The organism is Acanthopleuribacter pedis (assembly GCF_017377855.1).
GTDB lineage: Bacteria > Acidobacteriota > Holophagae > Acanthopleuribacterales > Acanthopleuribacteraceae > Acanthopleuribacter > Acanthopleuribacter pedis.
Genome location: NZ_JAFREP010000010.1, coordinates 1 through 22924, shown reverse-complemented (window position 1 = coordinate 22924; position 22924 = coordinate 1). Strand labels below are relative to the sequence as shown.

At 55.2% G+C, this 22924-nt stretch carries 17 protein-coding genes; 9 read left to right on the top strand and 8 right to left on the bottom strand.

Annotation, left to right across the window (positions count from 1 at the left end; translation table 11 throughout):
* Nucleotides 1-19: 19 nt before the first annotated feature.
* Nucleotides 20-2182 carry a PKD domain-containing protein gene (locus J3U88_RS12520; RefSeq protein WP_207859105.1) on the bottom strand — a complete coding sequence of 721 codons (2163 nt, stop codon included), beginning with the start codon at nt 2180-2182 and terminating at the stop codon, nt 20-22.
* 309 nt (nt 2183-2491) lie between these two features.
* Between J3U88_RS12520 and J3U88_RS12515 the strand changes: the two genes are divergently transcribed.
* The 6 genes from J3U88_RS12515 to arsS all read left to right on the top strand — a co-directional run bounded on the left by J3U88_RS12515 (nt 2492) and on the right by arsS (nt 11938).
* Nucleotides 2492-3625 carry a hypothetical protein gene (locus J3U88_RS12515; protein WP_207859104.1) on the top strand — a complete coding sequence of 378 codons (1134 nt, stop codon included), beginning with the start codon at nt 2492-2494 and terminating at the stop codon, nt 3623-3625.
* 461 nt (nt 3626-4086) lie between these two features.
* Nucleotides 4087-6276, top strand: a complete 2190-nt coding sequence (locus J3U88_RS12510; RefSeq protein ID WP_207859103.1) for a TonB-dependent receptor domain-containing protein — start codon at nt 4087-4089, stop codon at nt 6274-6276.
* Nucleotides 6277-6907: 631 nt separating this feature from the next.
* Nucleotides 6908-8182: a hypothetical protein gene (locus J3U88_RS12505; RefSeq protein WP_207859102.1), complete on the top strand. Its 1275-nt coding sequence runs from the start codon at nt 6908-6910 to the stop codon at nt 8180-8182.
* Between the two features lie 432 nt (nt 8183-8614).
* Nucleotides 8615-9130, top strand: coding sequence for a CesT family type III secretion system chaperone (locus J3U88_RS12500; RefSeq protein WP_207859101.1), 516 nt, complete (start codon nt 8615-8617; stop codon nt 9128-9130).
* An 88-nt stretch (nt 9131-9218) separates the two neighbouring features.
* Nucleotides 9219-10628 carry a hypothetical protein gene (locus J3U88_RS12495; protein ID WP_207859100.1) on the top strand — a complete coding sequence of 470 codons (1410 nt, stop codon included), beginning with the start codon at nt 9219-9221 and terminating at the stop codon, nt 10626-10628.
* 338 nt (nt 10629-10966) lie between these two features.
* Nucleotides 10967-11938, top strand: coding sequence for an arsenosugar biosynthesis radical SAM (seleno)protein ArsS (gene arsS, locus J3U88_RS12490; RefSeq protein ID WP_207859099.1), 972 nt, complete (start codon nt 10967-10969; stop codon nt 11936-11938).
* A gap of 149 nt (nt 11939-12087) precedes the next feature.
* Here arsS and J3U88_RS12485 read toward each other — a convergent pair whose 3' ends face one another.
* The 6 genes from J3U88_RS12485 to J3U88_RS12460 all read right to left on the bottom strand — a co-directional run bounded on the left by J3U88_RS12485 (nt 12088) and on the right by J3U88_RS12460 (nt 19601).
* Entirely contained in the window at nt 12088-13782 is a 1695-nt protein-coding gene (locus J3U88_RS12485) for a fascin domain-containing protein (RefSeq protein ID WP_207859098.1), read from the bottom strand.
* A 514-nt stretch (nt 13783-14296) separates the two neighbouring features.
* Complete coding sequence (locus J3U88_RS12480; RefSeq protein ID WP_207859097.1) at nt 14297-14764, bottom strand: TlpA family protein disulfide reductase; 468 nt, start codon at nt 14762-14764, stop codon at nt 14297-14299.
* A gap of 25 nt (nt 14765-14789) precedes the next feature.
* Nucleotides 14790-15917 carry a DUF3570 domain-containing protein gene (locus tag J3U88_RS12475; RefSeq protein WP_207859096.1) on the bottom strand — a complete coding sequence of 376 codons (1128 nt, stop codon included), beginning with the start codon at nt 15915-15917 and terminating at the stop codon, nt 14790-14792.
* On the bottom strand, nt 15908-16099 hold the full coding sequence (locus J3U88_RS12470; protein WP_423842046.1) for a DUF4266 domain-containing protein: 192 nt from the start codon (nt 16097-16099) through the stop codon (nt 15908-15910). Before J3U88_RS12470 ends, J3U88_RS12475 begins: the two co-directional genes overlap by 10 nt.
* A gap of 82 nt (nt 16100-16181) precedes the next feature.
* Complete coding sequence (locus tag J3U88_RS12465; RefSeq protein WP_207859094.1) at nt 16182-17159, bottom strand: FAD:protein FMN transferase; 978 nt, start codon at nt 17157-17159, stop codon at nt 16182-16184.
* A 426-nt stretch (nt 17160-17585) separates the two neighbouring features.
* Nucleotides 17586-19601 carry a methyl-accepting chemotaxis protein gene (locus tag J3U88_RS12460; RefSeq protein WP_207859093.1) on the bottom strand — a complete coding sequence of 672 codons (2016 nt, stop codon included), beginning with the start codon at nt 19599-19601 and terminating at the stop codon, nt 17586-17588.
* Nucleotides 19602-19777: 176 nt separating this feature from the next.
* On the opposite strand from J3U88_RS12460, the gene J3U88_RS12455 reads away from it, so the two are divergent.
* The gene (locus tag J3U88_RS12455; RefSeq protein ID WP_207859092.1) at nt 19778-20425 is read left to right on the top strand and encodes a hypothetical protein; all 648 of its coding nucleotides are present in this window, start codon (nt 19778-19780) and stop codon (nt 20423-20425) included.
* Nucleotides 20426-20434: 9 nt separating this feature from the next.
* Nucleotides 20435-21133, top strand: a complete 699-nt coding sequence (locus J3U88_RS34980; protein ID WP_207859091.1) for an NAD(P)-binding domain-containing protein — start codon at nt 20435-20437, stop codon at nt 21131-21133.
* Nucleotides 21134-21140: 7 nt separating this feature from the next.
* Here J3U88_RS34980 and J3U88_RS12445 read toward each other — a convergent pair whose 3' ends face one another.
* Complete coding sequence (locus J3U88_RS12445; RefSeq protein WP_207859090.1) at nt 21141-22337, bottom strand: ankyrin repeat domain-containing protein; 1197 nt, start codon at nt 22335-22337, stop codon at nt 21141-21143.
* Between the two features lie 380 nt (nt 22338-22717).
* Between J3U88_RS12445 and J3U88_RS12440 the strand changes: the two genes are divergently transcribed.
* Nucleotides 22718-22924: hypothetical protein (locus tag J3U88_RS12440; RefSeq protein WP_207859089.1), on the top strand; the 207-nt coding region annotated here is incomplete at its 3' end.

Sequence of the window (22924 nt, the reverse complement as noted above, 5' to 3'; positions counted from 1 at the left end):
TAGCGGAGTGCGTTGGGGGTTATCGTTCCCTGAGGAACAGCCGACCCTTTTTGCCGATGGCCAAGGCTCGGTGAAGGGTCGCGCGTAAATCGTTAAAACCGGTGACCGGCGGCGCGCTTTGCGGCTGCCAGGTCAACCCATCTGGGCTGAAGAGGATGTTGGTTGCAAACCGCGGGGCGTCGCTTGAGCGCACGATTTTCCCCCGATTGCCCACCAAGGTAAAACCGTCGGGGTCGGTGCCTATAAAACGAACCTGCATGGCATAAGGCAAGGCGACGCGTTGCCAAGATTCGTTCGTATTCCCCAGATAAAGAAGGGTTTGTGCGTCCTGAGCGAGTTGATTATCACCCGCGACCAACACCTGGCTATCACGGAAACCGACCGCCCGCACCGCGTAATTGTCCCAACGAATTTCCGTCCAATCCCGTGCATCACTGCTGTGCAGCAGGCGGCCGTTGTTGGTGACCAGCCAGAAGCGGTTTTCATACGCTTGTAGGGTACGGGGTGATTCAAGTTGGCCGGCATGTTCCCAAAAGCGGGCCTCGGGATCGCGTGTGCGTTCAACCGAACCGCCGCGGGTGATGGCGACCACCATGGCCTCGGTGGCGGCGATGACTGCAAAAGGTTCCGTTTTGGCGTGGACCACGCGGGGCGCATCTTGCTCGAGCATCCAGATCGCACCCGGCTCCGTCGCCGCGGCGCGTTCACCCGCGATCAGCAGTCCCGTCGGCCGTTCCACCAGGCCCGCATAACGCACGGTTTGTGGGGTGGTGGTGACCTGCCAATCCCTTCCATTTGGGCTGGTTAAGAGTGTGCCGCCGTCGCCGGCCACCGCAAAACCCGTTCGGGTATGCGCGATGTGGTTGAGGGACGTCGCTTCCCCATGGCTTTGGTTCAGCGGATGTTCCTGCCAATCGACGCCATTGCTGCTCCACAACAGGGGACCCTGGTCGTCAAAGGCTTGCCACACCCATTGGTTATAGCTGATCAGGGTGACGTCTCGTTCCGGGAACGCCGGATGGCTGACTGCTTGCCAGGCGCGACCGTCCTCGCTGGTGAGCAGGCGTTCTTCCGCCCAGGCAAAAAAGCGTTCACCCTCGTAAAAAATCCGTTCCGGCCGGTCGTTGCCGACATACCGGGCGGCGACCCAGTTATCTTCTTCAAGGTAAACCAGTTGTTCGAGCAAGTTGATTTGGCGAAAGCGTTCGCCGCGCGGGATGGGTTCCGGGCGAATCGGATTGTCCGCGACCTGTTCCCAGGTTTCGCCGTCCGTGCTTATCCAGGTAAAAAAGCCGCCGGGGTCCTGACCCGAGGGTGCCCGTTTTCCCGAAAGCCACAGTTGGTTGCCGACCACGCGGATTTCGTCGATGCTTTCGCCTTCGGTCCTGAGCCAATCAAAGCGATTGGTGGCGCGGTTAAAGCGATAAATCACGCCCAAGCTGGTCAGGGTTTGGGTGTTGGGATCGATGAATTCCGCGCGACCCACCGCGAGTAATTCGGGTCCCAAAAAGGCAAAATCGGTCAAAACGGCGTCGGCTTCGGCGATGACCGGCCAGCTTGTGCCGTCGCGACCAACCAACAAAACGGTTTCCCCGCGTGGGTTGCCCTCACCGTCGAAACGGGCGGAATGACCCAACACATAAAATTGGTTTTCGACCGCCAGCACCCGGGTAAAGTTCCAGGAGAAACCGTCGCCCGCCGCGCACCATTCAAAACCGTTGGCACTCCGTTGGAGACTGCCGTTGTCGCCGACCGCGAGGAACCCGTGGGGTAAGGCCGCCATATCGTTAAAAACCCAAGGACTGGGACCGCGAACTTGGCGCCAGTCGGTGGGACATGCCGCCACATCGTCGATGTGCACCGTTTCAACATGGGAAGAACGGCTGCCGTCGCCGTGTTGAAACTGGGCCGTCACCTGATAGGTGCCGGGTTGGCTGTAGTAATGGCTGGGATTGATCGCGTTCACCGCTTGCCCGTCGCCAAAATCCCAATTGGCACTGACGGCAAAAGCCGGCGCCGAGGACCCGTCTTGAACCGTTGTGAAGACCACCAAGGCCCCTTGCTGTTGATAGGTAAACGAAAGTTGCGTTTCGGGCGTGTCGCCTTCCCCGCCGCCACCGCACGCAGCCAAACACAACAGGAGAACCAGCGAAAGTTGGGAACAACGTGAAGAAGGGAACATCATCAGCCTCATCGTGGTGGGCAGGCGGAAAGGGGCCTTGCACCCTGAATCACGACCATTGGGTCGAAGCGGTATTATTCCAGATTCCCATCCGAATAGGGGAGAGGTGACGCATAAAAAACGAATGATAGACGCGTTGGGACGGGGCCGCGAGGTGAACATTTTGGAATCTTCCGGGCGATTGCTTACGTAAAGGGAAGGGACCATCCCGCGAACCGCCACTCCGGCGACACGGTTTTTCGTGCCTTCTTATTTCGTGCTTTCTTTTTAGGTGGACTTGCGGGGTTATCACATCTGCAAGGGGCAACCATGTCCGCATCCGGCTCACACCCTATTCATCCCATTCAAACCGGTACACCTTGGATCCGCAATCGCGCCTTTGATTTGTGGTTGGTTACCGGCGGTGCCTTTTTTACCCTAGCCGCTGCCTTGCTCGCCTTCCAATTTCCGGTGCTTTTGCCGCCGCTGTTTTGGCTGTGGGTTGTTGCTTTTGAGGGCTCCCATTTCTGGGCAACCTTTTCGAGAACCTATTTCGACCGCGACTTCCGTCGGTCCCATCCCAAGTTGCTTTGGGGAAGCACCGTATTTTTCCTATTCCCGGTACTGGCTTTGAGCCTTGATGCGGTCTTACCGGGCGCGAACCTGGCGACCTTTTACGGATTTTTCATTTTTTGCTGGTCGTTGTACCACAATGCGCGCCAGCACTACGGTTTCATTTCCATTTACAGCCGCAAGGCCGGCCTGGACGCCGAGCGCCGCGCACACTTGGTCTTCGCGCTCTACGCCTCCGTGTGTCTGGCCCAATTCCATTTTTTATGGAACTTCAAGGCGCCCGGGATTTTTGGCCTGCCTGTTCCGGGCGAGGTGGGCGGCCTCTGGTTTTTTGTGGGCCACCAACTGCCCATGGCGTTAAGTGTCGCGGCTTTTGCGTTTCTGGTTTTTGTGGCCCGCCAACTCTGGAACCGGCGCGGTGCCGCCGCCTTTATGCCGATTTTTTACACCGCGGTGTGCTGGTTGTTTTATTCGCTGATGTTTTATGTGATCGCCCCGCGCGATACCTTTGTTCAACGGCTCAATGGCACCGAAACCCTGATGTTGATTGCCGTGATGAACTCCTTGTTCCACAACATCCAATACCACGCCATTGTGTACCACCATGGTCAGCGGCGTTATGGGGGCGACAAGCGCCAATTCGGCGCGGCCGGCTGGATTAATCGAGACGCGGGCCACTACATGGTGGTGGCGCTGTTGGTCGGCGCGGTTTTCGGAACCATCGTGTGGCATCTGGGGGATTGGCCGGATGTCTTCGGCCGCTGGTCGGGGGGTTCCATGCAGGCGTGGGCCTATGTTTTGTTTTTCGGCATCATCGGCCACCACTTCTACCTGGATCAAAAGATTTGGCGCCCGAGTCAAAGCAAAGCCTTGCGAAAGGCGCTGAGTTAGTGGCGCGAATAGCCCCGAAGAATTTCTAGCCAAACTCTGAAAGTTGAAGTGGAATTGAAAGCATGTCGAGTGAAAAAAACCGATAGAAGTGTAGAGGCTGTTTTGTCAGCGAAATTTCCGGTAGCGACGGCAACAAAATCTCGATCTTGAAGGGAACACTTTTTACCCTAGCCCGATTACGCGGCGAGTTGAGACAAAACCTTTTGTTACGAGGGCCCTTGTAGGGTCTGGCAAGTATTTGCTAAGCATGGTAAGTAAGGTAATAAATGATTCAATCTTGAGTTCTGTTAAGGCAAAGCCTTTTCGGAAGAAATGAACCGCATCACTCGCACCCGCGCGGTTTGGTGCGCATGATTGGATTTTTTAGGTGGATACTGTAATTTAATTTTTGGGAGGATTTTGCCGAGTCAGTTATTTATGAAGGATAACTTTAAGAAACCATAGGTATCAGGGAGTCCTCCGTGCTTGTTAAGTTCTTTTTTCTAGGGATGGTGGTTGTTTTAGCGCTTCCATGGGGGCTGTGCCAAAAAGCGCAACCCACCCGTGAAAAAGCAACCGATCTTTCCCTTGAGGCCTTATTGGAACTGCGCATTACCGAACAAGCCGTGCGTGAGTTGGGTCTGGATGACCAGCCAAAGACTGGAAACCACTTTCATTTGTCCGCCTTCCAGTTACCTGTTTCCATCGATATCATTGAGCATGACACCGCGCGGGCACGTGGCCTGAAAAGTGTGACCGAGGCCGCGGAGAATTTGGTCGGCGTTTTGTCCGGCGAGTCGCCCGCGGAGCCGTCCAGTTTCTCCATTCGCGGATTTACCCGTGACGGGATCGCCATTCTCCGCGATGGGATTCGCGCCGGTCCCTCCACCATGACCATGCGTCCCCAGAACACCTTTAACCTGGACCGTGTCGAGATCTATAAAGGACCGGGTTCGCTGCATCACGGTCCCGGTACCGCCGGCGGTGCCATTAATATGGTTACCCGTCGCGCGCGTCTCGACTTGCCGCGGCGCACCGAACTGTTCGGGTCCTGGGGGCGTTACGAAAGTTTCGACGCCGGTTTCGGGATGGGCACACCGCTGGGTCATCGAACGGCCTTGCGGGTTGACGCCAACGTGACCCAATCCCAAGGTTGGGTCGACCGAACCGATTCGGATTCCCTAAACCTCACCACCTCCCTGGTCTGGGCTGTCAACCATCGCCTGTTGGTGGAAGTGAGCCTCGACTTGCTCGACGACGATCTCCCCGCTTATTGGGGAACCCCCCTGATTGATGCCGCCGCGGCACGTGCGCCGCTCACCGGCGTGGTGGAGACGCGTGATGGTCGGGTTTTGGATGATCGCCTGCGCTTTACCAATTACAACATTGGCGACCAGCTTTCCCAGTCCGAGCATCTCTGGACGCGGTTGGGCGTGGATTGGCAGGTTTCCGACAAGATTGCGATCAAACAATCGGCTTACCATTTCAGCGCGGATCGGGCCTGGCGCAACGCCGAAAGTTACCTGTTCGATTCAGATCTGGAAACCCTTGCACGGGACCGATTTTTTGTCTTTCACGATCAATCCCTAAGCGGGTACCAGCTCGATGCCGTGCTAACCGATCTTTTTGAAGGTTTTGAACAAGAGTGGGTGGTGGGCCTTGACTACACGCGCCACGATTTTCTGCGTATGCGCGGGTTTCCCGATGGGGACCGCGTCGCGCTGGATCAGCCGGAACCCGGCCAGTTCGGCCCCGAGGTCGCTTTTTCCAGTCCCACCGACATAAGAACCCTGGCAGGAATCCTTGATTTCACCGCACGGCTGTCCTCCCAGTGGCGGATTTTTGCCGGGTTTCGCGCCGAACACACCGATCTCGACCGCAAGAACCTTGATCCGGCCGGGGTGTTGGTGGCGGAGGAGAGCTTTGCACGCGACTTTCAGCCCTTGTCTTACCGACTGGGGCTGACCTATCAAATCGATTCCGGCAAATTGGTTTACCTGAGCCACGGAACCGGTCACGATCCGGTTGGATCCAATATCTTTCAGGTCAACGCCGCCGAAAACTTTGACTTAACCGATATTGTGCAGACCGAAATAGGCTTCAAATGGTTGGATCAGGAAGATCGCTTCCAACTGACCGCCGCGGTTTTTGACAGCGAACGCAAGAATTCGCTCCTCCTCGCGTCCCACAACAATGCTTTTGACAACATAGGCGACCAACGCGCCCGCGGCCTGGAGCTAGCAGGGCTCGTGCGAATGGGAGAAAACACCCGCTTTGGTGGGAACGTCGCCTACACCGATGCCGACTATGGGAACTTTATCGATCCTGATTTCGGCCACGATGTCGGCGGAAACCAACCCCACAATGTACCGGATTGGGTTGCCGGTGCCTGGTTGAGCCGCGGCGGCCTTTTGGGGTTACCCCTGGATGTGGGTTTCGGGGTGCGTCATGTTGGTGACCGCTTCGCCGATTCGGCAAATACGGTGCTGCTGAAGCAGTACACCCTCACCAACGCTTTTCTGGCCTACCAAACCCGACAATTTCGGCTCGCGCTCAACGTTCGCAATCTCGGAAACATCGATTACGTTCCCTGGGGCGACATCTTTTACCCCAACCAACTGGCACTGGCCGCGCCGCGGAATTACGAGCTCAGTGTCCATGTGAAGTTCTGAGCGACCGCTCTCGGGGTCGGGGTTTTATCTTGCTTCCGGTGGGTCTGAGGCGGAACGCTTTGGATGATGCCTCGCACAAAGCCGATCTTGCGCGTGTTTGGTTGCTGCCAAGGGTGAAGGGTCAAAGAAATCGAAAAAAAATCGTTTTTCTTTTTGTCTCCCCATTTCCTCCGCAATTGGTTTCTATCTTTGTCAGTGTCAGGCGGCAAACGGGTTAAGCAACCCGGCCTCGACGGCCTAATGAGCAACCAACGATACATTAGGAAACACCTGGCCGCACGGAACATACCGGCGCCATCCAATACCATACTTGGGAAACCCATCACCCTTTCCATAACGGCATCCTGACCGACCTTTTTTAACGTGTTTAACGTTTGTTGGTCCCGCTTAAGAACTGCAAAGAACGGCGCTTTTTTGGCGAAGATGTGTCGAAGGGTAATACGACGCAACGTGGTTTTAATCAGCGCGATGATGCTCTGGTTTAATCCATTGCTTGGTGGTCTACGTGGTTTTTTCCCTTCATTACTAGGAGTAAATGATGCCTCAGATCAAAAATAGAATGTTCGATTTTAAAACCGCTCGAAGCCAGGTTGAGAGTCAGTTGAAATCACGTTCCCAGAACGATTTGGGAATGCGCAAAGTTTCTCATCAGAAATCGCAAAGCACCGAACTTCAACCGATGAGCAATCCTTCGCCAAAGCGCATTCAAAGTACCGATGTTACCCCCATAACCTATAAAAAGTTCGATGATTTTAAGCTCGACTTAGAAGTTACCGTCATGCGCTTTAAAGATGAATTATTAAAGGATCAAAATAATCCTGATCTGAAGGCTCAATTGAAAACCGCCGAGAAGAATCTGGAACGTGCCGAGGTGCTTTACGAACACTATCGTTTGGGCAACGATGTACGCGGTCCGCGCATGCTCCACCGTCGCGGTCAGGATCCCAAGGAGCAGTACCGGAACCTCGGCAGTCAGTTGCACGCAATCAACATGACCTGGCAAGGCCAGGGCGATAAAACCCAAGATTTGCCGATTTTGTATGCCTTTGACAAGGGCTCTTCCGCTAAGGAACACTTGCATTCTCAAGGGATTATCTATGACCCTGTTGGTGTGGAGCACAAGCTTGCCAAATGGTCACCGAGAAAAGAGGTGAACGAACAGCAAAAAGTTGAGGTTGTGAAGGTTCCGCCCAAAAAGAAGTTGCAATTTAAAGGGAACAACTTCCTGGCTCAGATTCAGAACATGAAAACCAAAGAAAGCAAGCAGCCCTCTGAATCCTTCAAGAGTCTTGAGAAAAAGATGAAAACCAAAACGCAAGACAACATCGTTGAGAGTCAGAAGAAACCCGAGGTGAAGCTGGGTCACGACATGCAAAGTAACTTTGCATGGTTGTTGGGTGCGATGCACAATGGGGAACCCTTTGAGTTGGTCGGCCCCTTAACCGAGCGCAGTTTGGCGCGTGGCTCAAATGAAGAAGAAGCTTCGGCCTTGTTGCGTGAAATTCGCGGTTTGTTGCGCAATGGCTATGAGTTAAAACCCGAAAACCAAACCTTGGGAACCAAACAAAACCCCATCATTGTTTTAACGCCTAAGCAAGGTTATGACCCCGATAAGGTGACCTTGGAGTCGCTTGACCAATCGGCGCCGGTAAGCCTTCCCGATGAAGAGGAGAAGAAGCTCTACCGTGAGATGGGTTTGTTGGTAGATGGTTTTGACGATCAAAAGCAAACCAAAGATCTGAATGAACTCCAGAAGTCGGTGAACGAAATGGTCAAGGAACGCGCCAAGATTGTGCCGCCCCTCGATCATTCTCACGGAAAAAACTTGGAACAGTTCGTTGTCAAAAATGACCGACTCGGTGTGGTTAAAGGCCAAGACGAGCTCGGGATTTCCTCCCAGCGTTAACCCCTCCGAGAAAACACCTCATTGAAGCCTTGAGGTTTTTTTGCGACGCCTTTGGTTGGTCCGCGTGGGCTTTTTTATTAAGTCCACGCGGTTGATGCAAATTTTCCCGGCGTCTCCTCAGTTTCTCCTTAATTGCTCGCTATTCTTGCCGGTGTCGCGGGGCAGGCAGGCTTCCAAGTGTCTGTTCCGCAACAAATTGGGTCGTGAAACCTCCGGCAAGTTTTATGGCAAATAGCCCGAGTTTACGACCTCACTTCCGTATCGTGTATTCGCGCCTGTCGCCAATTCACGCGTTTTGTGAAACCGCCGCCTTTCCTTGGGTAACGGGTTGAAACCACGGTGGTTCAAGGCTTTGCGCCCGTTTTCAAGGAATGGTTCTGTTGCGGATCAGCAGTGCTTCACCTTTACATTTTCCCATTAGGAGTGATAACCATGGCACACAGTGAAGATCGTCAGTTAGTCGACGGCTATCTCAAAGAAATGGATGAAAACTTGGGGAGCGGCATTTTGTCGCTTGATGAAGACGGTCTTTGCGTTTTCGACATCGACGGTAAGGGTCGTTTTCGGTTTGAAGTCCCCGAGGCCGGCGGTCACTGTTACCTTGCTTCCCCTTTAACGATGGTTCCTTTAGAAGGAGAACGTCGTAATGAACTGCTCACCAACGCTTTGTTGCTGAACTTTTTTGGGAAGGGCACGCAAAATGCCACCCTTTCGCTTGACCCCGAAACCGGGATCATCCACTTGCATTACGCCCTGAAAATCGAATTCTTGAATGCGATCACCCTCGAAAATACCTTTTCCAATTTTGTGGATCTGGCCGTGAAGGTGAAAAACAGCCTTGAAGGAAACGAGACGGCCGAAGCGGCACCCGCCACGGAACAAGCGCCCACCGAGGAACTCGCCGGCTTTGGTGCCATGGCCAATCCGACGTTTGGCGGCTTCGCCTAAGTTCCTTCCAACAGCAAACCACGGGGCAAGGTACCCCCGGCTTTCTTGCACCTAAGAAACGCGAAACCCCCTTTTCGAGGAGTGTCTTATGTCTGGTATTAAATCGAGCCAACCGCAAATTAAAGAGCGCCAATTTGACTTTGGCAAAACACGCAACGAATTAGGCAAGAAGTTGCAATTGGGCTCGCAAAGCCTCGGGATTCAAAAAGTATCGAGTCAAAAAGTACAGAGTTCCCAGATCCAAGAACTGAGTCAACCGGCACCGAAGCGCATTGAAAAAACGGATGTCAAACCGGTCACGTACCGAAGCTTTGATGATTTCAAAAGTGATTTGGCCCAAGATGTTAAAGATATTAAACTGGCGCTCCAGGAACATAAAAACCATCCGGGTTTGGAAGCTCAGTTGAAAATTGCCGAAAAAAACCTCGAACGGGCCGAGGTTCTTTATGAACACTATCGCTTGGGTAACGACGTACCCGGTCCACGGATGTTGCACCGCCGTGGTCAGAACCCAACCGAAAAGTACCGAAACACCGCGACCATGCTCCACTCCATGAACATGACATGGAAAGGGCAAGGTACCAAAACCCAAGAGTTGCCCGTTCTCTACGCGATGGATAAAGCCCACACTGCTGAAGACTTCCTGCACAGTACCGGCAAAATTTATGATCCTATCGGGGTTCAGAACAAATTAAAGGAATGGGGTACGCCTGATCCAAGTTTGAAATCAAAGAAGAAGGACAACGGTAATCAAAAAGTTGATATCCAAGAAGAACAACAGATTGTCAAAAAGCCGAAAAGTCAGCCAAAAGAACGCAAAAAACCCATGTCTTTTTTGGATCAGATTAAACAGCGGGAAAATAAACCCGTGGACCTCGAGGCGTTTTCAAAGATTGAGCAACGTCAGAAGAACAACCTTCAGAAAAGCATGGTTCAACAAGAGCCCAAAAACCTTGGGCACGACATGCAAAGTAACTTCTCGTGGCTGTTGGGTGCGATGCACCGCGGCGAGCCCTTTGAGTTGGTTGGTCCCTTGACACCGAGGAGTTTGATTCGCGGTTCCAACCCTGACGAAGGTTCGGCCCTCCTGCGGGAGATTCGTGCTCTGTTGCAAAATGGGTATGAGGTTAAGGAAGAAAACCAAACCCTGGGCACCAAACAAACCCCGGTGATCGTGTTCACCCCGGTTGAGGATTACGATCCCAAAGAAGTGACCATGATGCGGTTGGACATCTCCGCGCCAAACGACAAACCCAAGGAAGACGAGTTGGAGCTGTACACCCAATTGGGCATCTTCCGCAAAGGGTTCGACCAGGAACAAGGCCCGCTTGACCTGGGCACGGTTACCAAGAAAATGGACGTACTGGACCAACAACGGCAAAAAATGGACCGCATGGACCATTCCCACGGTCAAAACTTGGATAAAGTTGTGGTTAAAGACGATGAATTGGGCGTGATCAGAGGTAGCGACAAGCTGGGTGTTTCGTCCCAAGAATAGGAACTCTATTTAAATTCAATTATTCCCAACAAAAGGAGGCTTAATCGGCCTCCTTTTTTGTGTTTACCCAAGTTGTTCCGGCCCGCGCCCACGCAAGCGCGGTTTGCGTTTCGTTCTTTTCCCCTATGAACCGCGAGGCATGTGCTGGAAGTGGAAGGCATGGGTTTGAAACCGATCCTGAGCGTCGCGTGGTTTCATAGCGAAGGCCGAATCGCGGCCCTGTTCCATGGGGTGTAACCCAAATCTGTTTTGTTTGGGGTTTACCTGAATCGATGCGCGCTTGCTTGTGTTAGATTTTGGGTTGGTACCAGCGATCTTTTTTCCCGGAGTCCCCATTCATGACCACCTGCAGGTTGCGCTCCTTTCAGCACACCATCGAAGAACACGGTTTGACCCTTGACCGTCGCCCCCTTGAAATCCTCCAAGTGAATGTGGGCAAATTATGCAATCAGGCATGTCAGCATTGCCACGTGGAGGCGGGCCCCAAACGGACCGAAATCATGACGCTTGCCACCATGGAGCGGTTGTTGGTCTTGCTCGAAGCGACGCCGAGCATTCATTCGGTGGATATCACCGGGGGCGCCCCCGAGTTAAATCCCCACTTCCGCACCTTTGTGAAGCGGATTCGCGCCCAGGGTCGCAAGGTCATGGATCGCTGTAACTTAACCGTTTTATTTGAGCCCGGCCAGGAAGATACGGCCCAATTTTTGGCAGACAACCAAGTCGAGGTAGTCGCATCTTTGCCTTGTTATTCCAAAGAAAATGTCGAGAGCCAGCGCGGTCGCGGTGTTTTTGATAAAAGCATTCTCGGCCTGCAAAAACTCAACGCACTGGGTTACGGCCGTCCCGGATCCGGCCTGGAATTATCGCTGGTCTACAACCCCTTGGGCGCTTTTCTTCCGCCCCCGCAAGCCAAGCTCGAGCAGGATTATCGGCGCGAATTAAAGAACCTGTTTGGAATTGATTTCAACCGGCTTTTCACCATTACCAACATGCCGATCAAGCGGTTTGGTGATGTGTTGAAGCGACACAATCAATGGGACACCTATATGGAACTGTTGGTTGCTAACTTCAACCCCGCCGCCGTGGATGGTGTGATGTGCCGCAACTTGATTTCGATTGGTTGGGACGGCGCTGTTTACGATTGTGATTTTAACCAAATGCTGGAAATTCCTGCTTCCGGCAAAGCCACCACCATCCACGACATCCCCTCTTTTGCGGTCCTGGCGCGGGCGCCGATTGCCCTGGCGGATCATTGTTACGGGTGTACCGCCGGCGCGGGCAGTTCCTGTGGCGGTGCCTTGGTCTAGAGACGGCCGCCGGCCCTTTTCGCTCGGCCGTGGTTCAGCCTTCGAATGATTAATCGATTGGCTGTTTTCAACCCATACCCCAAAACGCAAAAAAGGCGCGGACTGGGTCCGCGCCTTCTTTCCACATTGTTTTGTGGGGGATAGGGTGTTTAGTTGCCGTAGCTTACCACGCCGACCCATTCGTCGTCGTGGGTGCCGTTGTCCGCTTCCTGCTCTTGCAAGCGTACGGTGACGCTGCTCGTGCCGACGCTGTACATACGGGTGTTCACCGAGGCATTGCCGTTGCGCGTTTGGGTCTGGCTCAGGACGACCGGTGTTGAGGAGAAGCTGCTGGGGAAGGTAACTACCTCGGCGTTGTGGTCCAACTTCTGGGTTTGGGCTTGCAAGGTGCCGCCTTTTTCCAGGCTGTGGGTGCCGGCTTCGACGATCAGGTAGGCCACACTTTCAGTGCCGTGGGTGCCGTCCCGGAAATCCCACTCTTCCAGTTGGTAGCGGAAGCTGGTGGTGCCAACATCGCGGACTCGCATGTGGGACTCGTGGGTACCGTTGTAGCTGTTGATGACCATGATGACGACCGGATCGCTGTAGGTTCCGATGAAGCTGTCGAGGGTAAACCATTCGCCCGCATCGTCTTGGGTGACATCGATGATCCCCGCCTCGGCGATGACTTGGCCGTTGGTGTTGCGAATGCCGCCTTCAGCCAAGGCCAGGAAGCCGATGGTTTCGTTGTTGTGGGCCGTTTCCGAGTCTTTGGACTGTTCTTCTTGGACGAAGACATCGAAATCGGAGACACCCAAGTTGCGGATGCGCAGGTCGGCAGGGTCGGTGCCGTTGAAGGTTTGCATGTTGGCGAAGAGGGCGGGGGTGAAGTCGAAGTCACCGACAAAATCAACCGTGGCCCAGTTTTCGTCGATGTTGCCGACGGTGTCGCTGTCGATGAACAAGGTGGTGTCGGTGTAGGTGGTGACGTTTTGGCGGTCGAAGAAGTGCCAGCGGCCTTCGTCGGTGAGGGTGCTGCTCATGATGACGTCTTTCCAGCCCGTGCCGTTGCCGGTCAGGTAACGGTTGCTGTTGGATTTTATGGCGTAGGTGCCGCGGTCGGCGGATTCAAGCGTCCATTTGGATTCGGTGGTGATGGCCGAGATAACTTGGGTGTTGGTGGTGCCCGTGTCGGCCAGGTACTTGCCGTTGACGTGGAAGCTGTAGGTGCCGTCGCCGTTGACGATGACGTCCCATTTGGTCCAGTAGTTGTTGGCGCCGTATGCTTGATCGTAGGGGAAGGTTTCGGGATCGTTGTTGGTGAGCAAAATGATGATGTTTTTGGTGATGTAGTTGCTGATGTTGATGTTATCCAGGCCGCCGGTGGGGTCGGGGCGTTCGTTGAACAGCCATTCCTCGTTGCTGGTGCGTTCCCATGATTGGATGACATCTTTCCAGCCGGAACCATTGGCGCCGAGGTAGGTGTGGCGCCAGGTGCGGATGTAATAGGTGCCGTTGCCGGATTCCAGGAAAAACTTTTCGTTGGTGCCGATGGAGTTGGCCACGTTCACGCCGCCGTCGGCGTTGGCGCTGAGGTATTTGTTATTGAGACGGAATGAATAAGTGTTGTCGGCGTTGAGGAGCACATCCCATTTGGTCCAGTAATTGGTGAGGCCGTAGGCTTGATCGTAAGGAAAGGTTTCGGGATCGTTGTTGGTCAGGAGGATGATGGCGTTTTTTTCGTATTCATTAATGATGTTGACGTCGTTGAGGACGGTGGTTTGGGCTTGGAGCAAGCTGCCGCCGATCAACAGCAACAGGATCATGGAACGGAACGAATTTTGGACAGACGAAGGCTGGAACATCTGCTTCTCCTTGAAATGCAAGCATGTGGGGGCTCGTGAAACACGGCTTTGATGTGTCATGAAAAAAATGAAATGGAAAGCCGGGGTTGTTTAAAAAAAGGCCGCAACCTGGTGTTAACCCGTTTTTTTTGCAGGGGTTTCGCTTGTGCTTGAGCATCCCTGTCGTGGCATGTGGGGTTAAGGGTTGTGGCTGTGTCCCGGCTGACAAAACCTAATTTACGGACCAAAGATGGAGGAACGATGGAATTGGGTGGAATTTCCGCGGTGGGACCTCTGGAAAAGTGAGTAGAACCTACTCCAGTGCGGTACCAGGCAGTCGTATCTAGTCGTATCTATCATGAAAAAATACGTTTATAAAATTGATGTGCGCTTGGTGGGCCAAAGGCCGACGTCAAAAAAAATGCAAAAAATGGGGGAAAGATTCCGCCAAAAAAGAAGAAAGCACCCAAGGTCGCCACATTTTCGCCATATTTCGGCAAATGTGGCGCAATTTAGGTGCCTTCGCGGTCATAAATTACGGGTTTTTGCGGGCGGCGAGTAACTTCTCGATGACGGCCTGGGTTTTCGCCCACTTCTTTTCGTCAAAACCGACTTGGCTGTGTACAACCTTGCCTTCGCTATCGACGACAAACGTGGTCGGCATGCCCGGCGGCTGCATTTTTTCGGCGAGTTGATGGCCGGCATCCCAAAGAACGGGGATTTCCAAACCGAGTTTTTTCACCAGTTTGTCGCGGCCACGTATCTGGTCATCCTGGGAAACCACCAAAACTTGAACCTCGGGATGGTTTTTTGCGAAGGCCTGAATATGGGGCAAGGCGCGCCAGCAGGGCTGACACCAGGCCGCGGCAAAATCCACCACGGTGACCTGGTTAAAAAGATGGTCGATGTCGTAGGTTTTACCGTGCTGGTCCCGAAGGGGTTCGCCGGCGAACAAACCCGCGGGGAGCAGGGACAACATCGCCACGAGGTAGTGTATTTTCATGGGTATCCTCCTCAAATGTTCGCCGCTACAGGGTGAAGCCAAGCCCGAACGACAGATTAAAAGAGGTTAGCCCGTCGTCGCGGTCGTAATAGGTGGCGCGCACCTGGTAACGCTTAATGCGGCCTTGCGCCCGTTGGACCTCGTACCCTAAACCGAATTTCATGCTGTCGAAGGTGCTTAGGTCACGGTCGGCGGTGTAATACGCATCGGCGGCGGTGAAGGTTTCCGGGAGGCCGAAGTAATTGCTACCGTCCTGGCTGTGCCACCGCAGGATGGGGTAAAGCCAACGTTTGGCGTCGCCGCCCAGCCGGAAATGGGGTTCTATTTCGAGGCTGGTCGCGGTGATGTCCCAGTCATCGTCGTAATAACGCGCGTAACTTCGCAGCACCAAACCTTCGCTGAAAGCGTGGTTTAGGCTGAGTCGCAGGGCGTTGCGGGTGCGCGCGTCGGGCAAGTGTTCCTGTACATGCTCGCCGCTTTGCAGAATCACTTCTTGAAACGGGGAACTCAACCAACCACTTTGGTCGCTGATGGACCATTCAATCATGCCGACGGTGCGTGGCGAGAACACGTGGGTCAGTGATAACGAAAGATCCGTGGTTTCGCGGTCTTCCGTGCCGTCGACGTTGCCGTCGATGTTGTACAGCTCTACCTCGTCTTGGTAACGGGTGACCGCGGCGGCGAGCGTGTTGTTTTTACCGTTAAAATTCCAGGCCCAGTTGAGGCCGGCGCTGATAGAGCGGTAGTCGTATTCCTTGGAGAACCCGACCGAACCGCCCCAGGTTTGGCTGCCGAACGCGCGGCTCGCGGCGAGGTTGGCGAACACGCGGTTGTCGACGCGGCTCGCGCTGGATAGATTGACGCCGTTTGCGTCGAGGTCGATGTTGTCGGTTGAGGCCGAGGTAATGTTGTCCGCGCCGAGGCTGCCGTTGAGGTTCCAGCCCGACTTGGTGGTGTACTTGACCAGGAACACCGGGGAAATCGACTGCAATTCTTCGCTGCCGCGACCGCCGGTCACCGGTGAGTGATCGCCGTCCTGGTCGTAGTAACTCGCCAGAAAGTCGATTTCGACGCCTTGGTTCTCTTGAGCCCATAGGCGGGGGACCAGGAAAAGCAAGAGACTGATGCATAGGAGACGGGTGGCTAAGAACATCCGCAGCCTCCGCCGGACTTTCCGCCGTTGCCGCCCGCGGCGCCTTCGCGATAAACCTCGGCATTGCGTTCGAAGCGGTGGATCAGACAGTCGTCAACCTGCATCGGTTGCAAACTCAGCGTGCCTTTTTGCCAGGGCTTGACCTGGCTGCACGAAAACGATGCCGCGCAGAGCAGCAGCATAAAAAGAAGGAAACCAGCGCGTTTCAAGGGAACTCCTTTCGATTGGGATGATTGGGGTTGGGTAAATACGACGCACGTTCGGTTAAAAGTCCATTTGGGTTTGGATGTGGTCGGAATAAAGCAGGTGACCCTCGGCGGTGACGACGAAGGCCTCCACATTTTTGAGGCGATTGACCAAAGCCAATCCCTCGGTGCGGCCCATGATGAACACCGCCGTGGCCAGGGCGTCGGCCACCTCGCCGTCTGGGCAAATGACCGTCACGCTGCGCAGGTCGTGGACGGGGAAGCCGGTGCGGGGATCGAGAATGTGGCTGTACCGTTTGCCGTCGACCTCGATAAAGCGTTCGTAATCGCCCGAGGTGACCACGGCTTGGTTGTCGATGCGCAGCCAGGCGAAAACGCGGTCCGGTGCCGTGGGATCAGCGACGGCCACGCCCCAGGGGCGGCCGTCTTCCTGGGTGCCGAAGGCGACCAGGTCGCCGCCCGCGTTGACCACGCCGGATGAGATGCCGTGGGCGCGCATCACGCGTACCGCACGATTGGCGGCAAAACCTTTGCCGATGGCGCCGAAGCCGATGCGCATCCCCGGTTCGCTGAGGAAGACGCTTTGTTCGCGTGGGTTGAGTTTGATTTTGCGGTAGTCGACCAGGCGCAGCTTGCGGCGAACCGCGAGGGGATCCGGCAGGTTGGGTTGTTCGGCCTTGAAGTCCCACAGCCGGCCCGCGCCCGCGAAGGTAATGTCGAAAATGCCTTGGGTCAGCGCCGAGATTTTGGTGGACCGATGGATGAGTCCGTACAATTCGGGAGAGACGGCGACAGGTTCACGGCCGGCGGCTTGATTAATACGGTGGGTTTCCGAGGTGTCGCGCCAACTGGAAATCATCGCCTCGAGCCGGTCGATCTCGGCATAAGCCGCCGCCACGGCCGCCGCCGCGGTGGCGCGGTCCGGGTGGACGGCGGTCACTTCAAAGCGGGAACCCATTTTTTTAGCGACCACCTTTTCGGTCGCGGCAAAAAGCCACGGGCCGAGACACACGACGGTGATGAACAGAAGACGCATGGAACCATCCTTTCCGGGTAAACCGGTGGTGTGATCGCAGCAAAGTCGAGGGAATTAAGCATGCGTTTCGATTCAGGTCGACTTCGACAGCGAAGCTGGATTTCGCATACTTTGAGGTAGGGGTGGGACAGGAACACCGTGCTGTTGCGAAACCAAACAGCGCGGTGAGGTGAAGGGTTTTCGCCGTGATGGACGAAAAGGGTGGTGGGAAAAACGCGAATGTCCCGGACGGGTGCCCGTCTCAATAACCAACCTAAACTTGAGACGGTTATGGGTCAAGCACCAAAATCGGCTTTTAGATCGGCCTGTCAAACGTAAAGAGACGTCACTTGCAAGTTGAAGTTGTAACTTTCATAAAAAAAGATGTTTACGAGTGATGCTCCGGCGGTCTTACAACACGGGCTTGTCCATTATTAATTGGTAATCTTAGGGGCTAGCGTCCGTGTCCACGGAATAAGCCATGAGTTTTTCCCGGTATTGGTTGGAAAACTGTGTGAGTTCTTCACCCACGCCGGCTGCTTTGGTTGCGTTTTCCGACAGCAACCCGACATGGGTTTCTCCGACATGGATTTTTTCGGTAATGGCTTCGGCGAGGGTTCTGCTTTCATCCATGACACGATGTAGATCGTGGGTTCTTTGGGTGAGGGTGCGCAGGTTACCGGAAATGGAAGCGACTTCTGAGCCAACTTGATCGATGTTCTCCATCGCGGAAGTAAGGTTGTTGCTGTTGCTATTTAGCCCCTCGGCGATTTCGGTAACATGGTGGCTCTGGTTGGCAATAGCGTCGTTCACCTCGGAGAAGTCGGCACTGAGCTTGTCGACGAGATGGACGATTCGATCAATACCCACAATCGCGGTTCGGGTCTTATCTTGAATGGCGGCAACCTGTTTTTGTATGTCGCCCGTGGCTGATTCGGTTTTCTTGGCCAGTTCCTTAACCTCACCGGCGACCACGGCAAAACCCTTACCGGCATCACCCGCGGCCGCTGCTTCGATGGTGGCGTTCAGAGCAAGCAGATTGGTTTGTCCGGCAACCCCGCGGATGAGGTTAACAACGTCGCCGATTTCGTGAGCGGCTTGTCCAAGCTGGGCAACCAGAACAGCAGCCTGTTCGGTTTCGGATTTGATATCGGCAGCCTGGATTTGGGTGCGTTCGGTATTGGAAGAAATGTCACCTAGGGTTTTTGAAATTTCCTCCACCGCACGCGACAACGTCGCGGCGGTTCCGGTGACTGAGTGGGTTGAAAGGCCTAAATCTTTGAGTTCGTTGTCGATTTGAACAAGGGAGGCCGTGATTTTTTCTGCATCGGTGTCGATCAAGGTGACTTCTTCTGCCACGGTATGGTTGTGGGTGATCAAGGCCTCTGAACTGGCGGTGACCGCCGCCGTCATTTCTTGAAGTTGTTCAGTCTGCTGATGAAAGTCCGCGAATCGCTCAGCACCCGAGCGAAGCATGGTGGTACTCTCGCCAAGTCTTTTAATCATGTCGACCAGGTTCCCGCTCATGGTACTTACGGCCGCATTAAGGCGACCGATTTCATCATCGCGAATGTTTGGGGCGCGTCGCTGCAGGTTGCCCGCGGCGATGTCTTCCACAACCGCGACACATTCTTCCAAGGGGTGAAAAATTCTCTTGCGGATGAAAAGCAGCGCTGCCAGCGAAAGCACTAAAACCCAGATCAAACCGCCGGCCATTACGTGTAAAATCCGCGCTTGTTTGATGTCCGAAATGCGGTTTAACTCGCCCACTGCACCATGCATTTGCTTGAGACAGTTCACACTGGCCTCTAATATTTTGCGGCGTTCCGCCGCGTCGAGGCTGCCCTCGTTTTGAAATTTCACCGAACCTTCCTCACAGACGGCGACCAAGGCGTTCCATTTCAGCTCGACTTCTTTGAGCAATGTGCGTGCACTTTCTTCGTGAACGGCCATGATATCCACCGGCTCCTTGGCGACTAAGTCGGTGTAGGTGCGACCACCACTGAGAAACGCGCCCAAGGTATCCTCAAATAAAGCGCGGGTGACGGTAGGATCATGAATTGCCCCGGTTCGAACTTGTGCTCCAGTGGCTAGGTCGGATCCGCTTCGCATGGAGGCCAGCATTTCCTTCGTGTATTTTTGTGTCAGCATCCGTTGACGGCCCGCCAAATTGATAATCAAGCTGTCGTCGGTGCGGGCGGCAACAAGATGGGCCGTAATACCGACCACTGCTGCAAAGGTGGCGACAATCGCGGCAAATACAATGATCAGTCGGTTGTTAAGAGATGTCGTTTTCCACATAAGATCACCTGGCAGAGGAAAAGTAAGTTGCAGTGTTTGTGTATTTATTCTAAGTGAAATCTCTAACGTCCTGAGAAATATATCTTCGCCGAAGAAAACATGGGGCGCGCTTGATCCCTTCTGCCCTATATCCAGATTGTTTCGAATCGGCGATTGAGCCAAAAATTACGGTGACGAATCGCGCTTTCATGGTTTTGGGTAATGATGTTTCTACCGGCTTCGGAAGAGAAACCTTTGCCGAAGCGAATTCATACGCTCAAACTTGTCGTTTGTTTCCGCGTACAATTTTGGGGAAAAACCCTTCTTGTAATGAGTGGGATCACGATTTTGAGGTGACCATGAGCGAAGAAATTACCTGCAGTACCTGTTCGGTGCTCATTCCCAATCGGCATATTGATTGGATCGCGGGCCGTGCCTATTGTGCGTCGTGCCGGCAAAATTTCCCAGTGCCTGCTTTTGTGCCCGACCCCGAACGGTTGCTGCAAAGATGGTCGGAAGTGGTTTCCCGAACCGGTCGCCGGGAAAAACCCGTTTGGACCCTGCGTTGGTATGCGCCCCATAAATTCATCGCCTTGATCCCTGCCGCGATTCTTTTGCCGATTGCCCTGGGCCTCTTTTTTGTTTTGGATCAAGGGCCGTCCGGTTTGGTGATTGTGGTGGCGCTTACCCTGATGTTTGGCGCGCGGGCGCTGCTTGCCGCCCGCAACAAAACCACGCTGACTTTGGATGCCGATGCCCTTGAGGTTAAAAACGCTCCGATTCCGTATCCCTTCGGCGCGAAAAAGATGAACTGGTCGGCTGTCACCGCGATTCGCGTCATTGGCAGCCAACGACGTTTTCCCGGTAACCGCGCCGATTCCTACCGGGTATTGGCGTTAACCGCGGATGAGACGGTGCCGGTGTTCGTCGATTTATGGGATGCGCAACTGGCCAATGAACTGGCGGGGGTTTTGGAAGCGGCGCGCCTGAACCGCATCGGCGCCTGAACCGCGGCGGTGGCTGATTGCGCGCTTGCGTTATCGATGGTGGGCGATGAACAGGCGGCGGCGCGGGTTTGGTTGGCGCCGGGGGACTGCGCGCTTGCGGCGATGCCCGCGGGTGCCGTGGTTTTGGAAGTGAGCACCACCACCCGTGCCTGGGTACATCGTTTGGCCGAAGCCGCCGCCGCGCGGGGACTTGCTTGCGCGGATGGGCCGGTGGTGGGGTCGCGTCCACAGGCCGAGGCCGGTAAGCTGGTGTTTTTGCTCGGCGGGACATCCGAGGTGGTCGCGCGTTTGGTACCGATCCTGAATCCGGTGGCCGGGGCCGTGTTCCACGTCGGCGATGTCGGTCACGGCATGGTGTTGAAGTTGATGGTCAACGCCTTGTTTGGGATTCAGGTTGCGGCTCTGGCCGAATTACAGCCCTTGGCCGCCGCCGGTCTTGAACCGGCCCATGCCCAGGCGCTGTTGGCCAAAATTCCGGTGACCAGTGAGGCCGCCGCGGCGGCCGGGCAAGCGATGATCAACCGGGCCTTCGCGATGATGTTTCCCATTGATTTGGTCGGCAAGGATTTTGGCTGTGTTCAAACGACCGGGGAAGCGTTGGACGCGGCCCTGCCGCGCTCCGCCGCGACCGCCGCCGTGTTTCAGCAAGCGATTCGTGCCGGCTATGGCGGCGATAACATCACCGGTGTTGCGCGCCTCTACAGCTAAGCGGGATTTAGGGATGGGGCCAGGCCGCGATAAACGCCGCGAGCAGCTCGTGACCGTGGTGTTTGGCCCATTCCCGCGGCGTGCCTTGGTAGGTGGTATCGAGCGCGGTGCGATCGGCGCCCCGTTGTAACAGGAGTTCCACGATATCGTGGCGCCCATGCATCGCCGCTTTGTGGAGCGGGGTGTGTTGGTAGCCGCTTGGCTCGCGTTCGTTCACATTGAAGCCGATTTCGAGCAGGGCCGTGACCACCTCGGGCGAACCTTTGGCCGCGACCTGGTGCAGGATGGTGCGGTCGTTTGCGGAGAGGTCGTTAATCAGGCCGGGATTTTCCTGGTGACATTCCTTGATATAGTCCGTGTCACCGCGGAAACAGGCGCCGAAAAAACGGTCGCACAGGGTGATGTCCAGGGTGGCGCCCGCCGCGGACAGCAGGGTGGCGACCGCGTCGTAACCGTAGCGAACCGCGATGCGGTACAAGGTGATGCCGTCCTCGCGGCAGACCGAGGCGTCGGCGCCGTGCTGGAGCAAGAAACGGCAGCGTTCGGTTAAGCCGTTGGAAACCGCGTAGGTGAGCAGGTAATCAAGGGTGTGAATGTCGCGATCCGGCTCCCAATTCAAGGTATGTTCGGCGCGGAGTCCGTGGCGCAGGCAGAGTTCCAGGCAGCGTTCGTCGTCGTGGGTTTGCATCCAGTTGTAAAGCGCCTGACTGTCGTTGGGTTCGGCGCCGGCCGACAACAACCGTTCGGCGAGTTCGAACCCGTGGGGATGTGGGGGCTGTTTTAACAAGCCGCCTTCGCCGTTACCGAGCGCACCGGTCACCGCTGTAAAGATGCAGTGATGTTCGCTGGTGTAGGCGCTGTTGGGATCGGCGCCGGCCTGGAGCAGGATTTCGAGCGTTTCCCGTGGATCCGAGGAAAAGGTTTCGTTGTGAATGTTTAGGCGGCTGTAGGTCAGGTAAAGCAGCGGCGGCCAATCGCGGGGGCCGCTGGTTTGGTGAACCGCGTTGGGTTGTTTGGCGAGCATAGCGCGCACGGTTTGCGGCAGGGCCAAGCAGGCGGCGGTGTTGATATCGACCGCGGGCAGGTCGGGATGTTCTTGGAGCAATTGCTTGGCGATCTGTCGGGTCTCCGGGCAATCGTGACCGTCGTAGCGAAGGCAGGCGGCGTCCAAAAATTGGGAAACGATACGTGGATCGCGTTGCATGCGACCTCCGAGTCGGGTTGGGAGCGGACGGTTTTGCACGAGGCCCATCCGTGTCGCGCGGACGGGGAAGTGGCAAGGCGGACAAGAGGCGATTTCTATGGACTTCGATTTAACGACAGTTATGTTATCTCACGATGAAAATCCGTCAGGTGCGGGCAAATGGTGCGCGCCGGGGTTTTATAAAAACCGGATGCGGGATCCGCGGGAGCCGGCCGAGGCGTTGCGGGTCCAGGGTTGTGATTGGCGACGGGGGTGCGGCGGCGTGTGGCCGGTCGAGGGGGGATCGGTGAGCGTGGTTCGAAAGCAGGCGGGCAAAGGCGGGAGGTTGGCGTAGGGCGTTGGGTTCGTTGAGCGTGGTTCGAAAGCGGTCGTGCAATGGCATGCGGCCGGAAGTGGTCGGTGTGGTCGAAGTGGACGAAGTGGACGATGTGGTCGAAGTGGTCGATGTAGTCGAAGTGGACGATGTGGTCGAAGTGGTCGATGTAGTCGAAGTGGACGATGTGGTCGAAGTGGTCGATGTAGTCGAAGTGGACGATGTGGTCGAAGTGGTCGATGTAGTCGAAGTGGACGATGTGGTCGAAGTGGTC

Excerpts from the sequence above, each read along its gene's own strand:
- J3U88_RS12520 (WP_207859105.1), bottom strand. The coding sequence starts at position 2,182 with ATGTTCCCTTCTTCACGTTGTTCCCAACTTTCGCTGGTTCTCCTGTTG.
- J3U88_RS12515 (WP_207859104.1), top strand. The coding sequence starts at position 2,492 with ATGTCCGCATCCGGCTCACACCCTATTCATCCCATTCAAACCGGTACA.
- J3U88_RS12505 (WP_207859102.1), top strand. The coding sequence starts at position 6,908 with ATGCGCAAAGTTTCTCATCAGAAATCGCAAAGCACCGAACTTCAACCG.
- J3U88_RS12500 (WP_207859101.1), top strand. The coding sequence starts at position 8,615 with ATGGCACACAGTGAAGATCGTCAGTTAGTCGACGGCTATCTCAAAGAA.
- J3U88_RS12495 (WP_207859100.1), top strand. The coding sequence starts at position 9,219 with ATGTCTGGTATTAAATCGAGCCAACCGCAAATTAAAGAGCGCCAATTT.
- arsS (WP_207859099.1), top strand. The coding sequence starts at position 10,967 with ATGACCACCTGCAGGTTGCGCTCCTTTCAGCACACCATCGAAGAACAC.
- J3U88_RS12485 (WP_207859098.1), bottom strand. The coding sequence starts at position 13,782 with ATGTTCCAGCCTTCGTCTGTCCAAAATTCGTTCCGTTCCATGATCCTG.
- J3U88_RS12480 (WP_207859097.1), bottom strand. The coding sequence starts at position 14,764 with ATGAAAATACACTACCTCGTGGCGATGTTGTCCCTGCTCCCCGCGGGT.
- J3U88_RS12475 (WP_207859096.1), bottom strand. The coding sequence starts at position 15,917 with ATGTTCTTAGCCACCCGTCTCCTATGCATCAGTCTCTTGCTTTTCCTG.
- J3U88_RS12470 (WP_423842046.1), bottom strand. The coding sequence starts at position 16,099 with ATGCTGCTGCTCTGCGCGGCATCGTTTTCGTGCAGCCAGGTCAAGCCC.
- J3U88_RS12465 (WP_207859094.1), bottom strand. The coding sequence starts at position 17,159 with ATGCGTCTTCTGTTCATCACCGTCGTGTGTCTCGGCCCGTGGCTTTTT.
- J3U88_RS12455 (WP_207859092.1), top strand. The coding sequence starts at position 19,778 with ATGAGCGAAGAAATTACCTGCAGTACCTGTTCGGTGCTCATTCCCAAT.
- J3U88_RS12445 (WP_207859090.1), bottom strand. The coding sequence starts at position 22,337 with ATGCAACGCGATCCACGTATCGTTTCCCAATTTTTGGACGCCGCCTGC.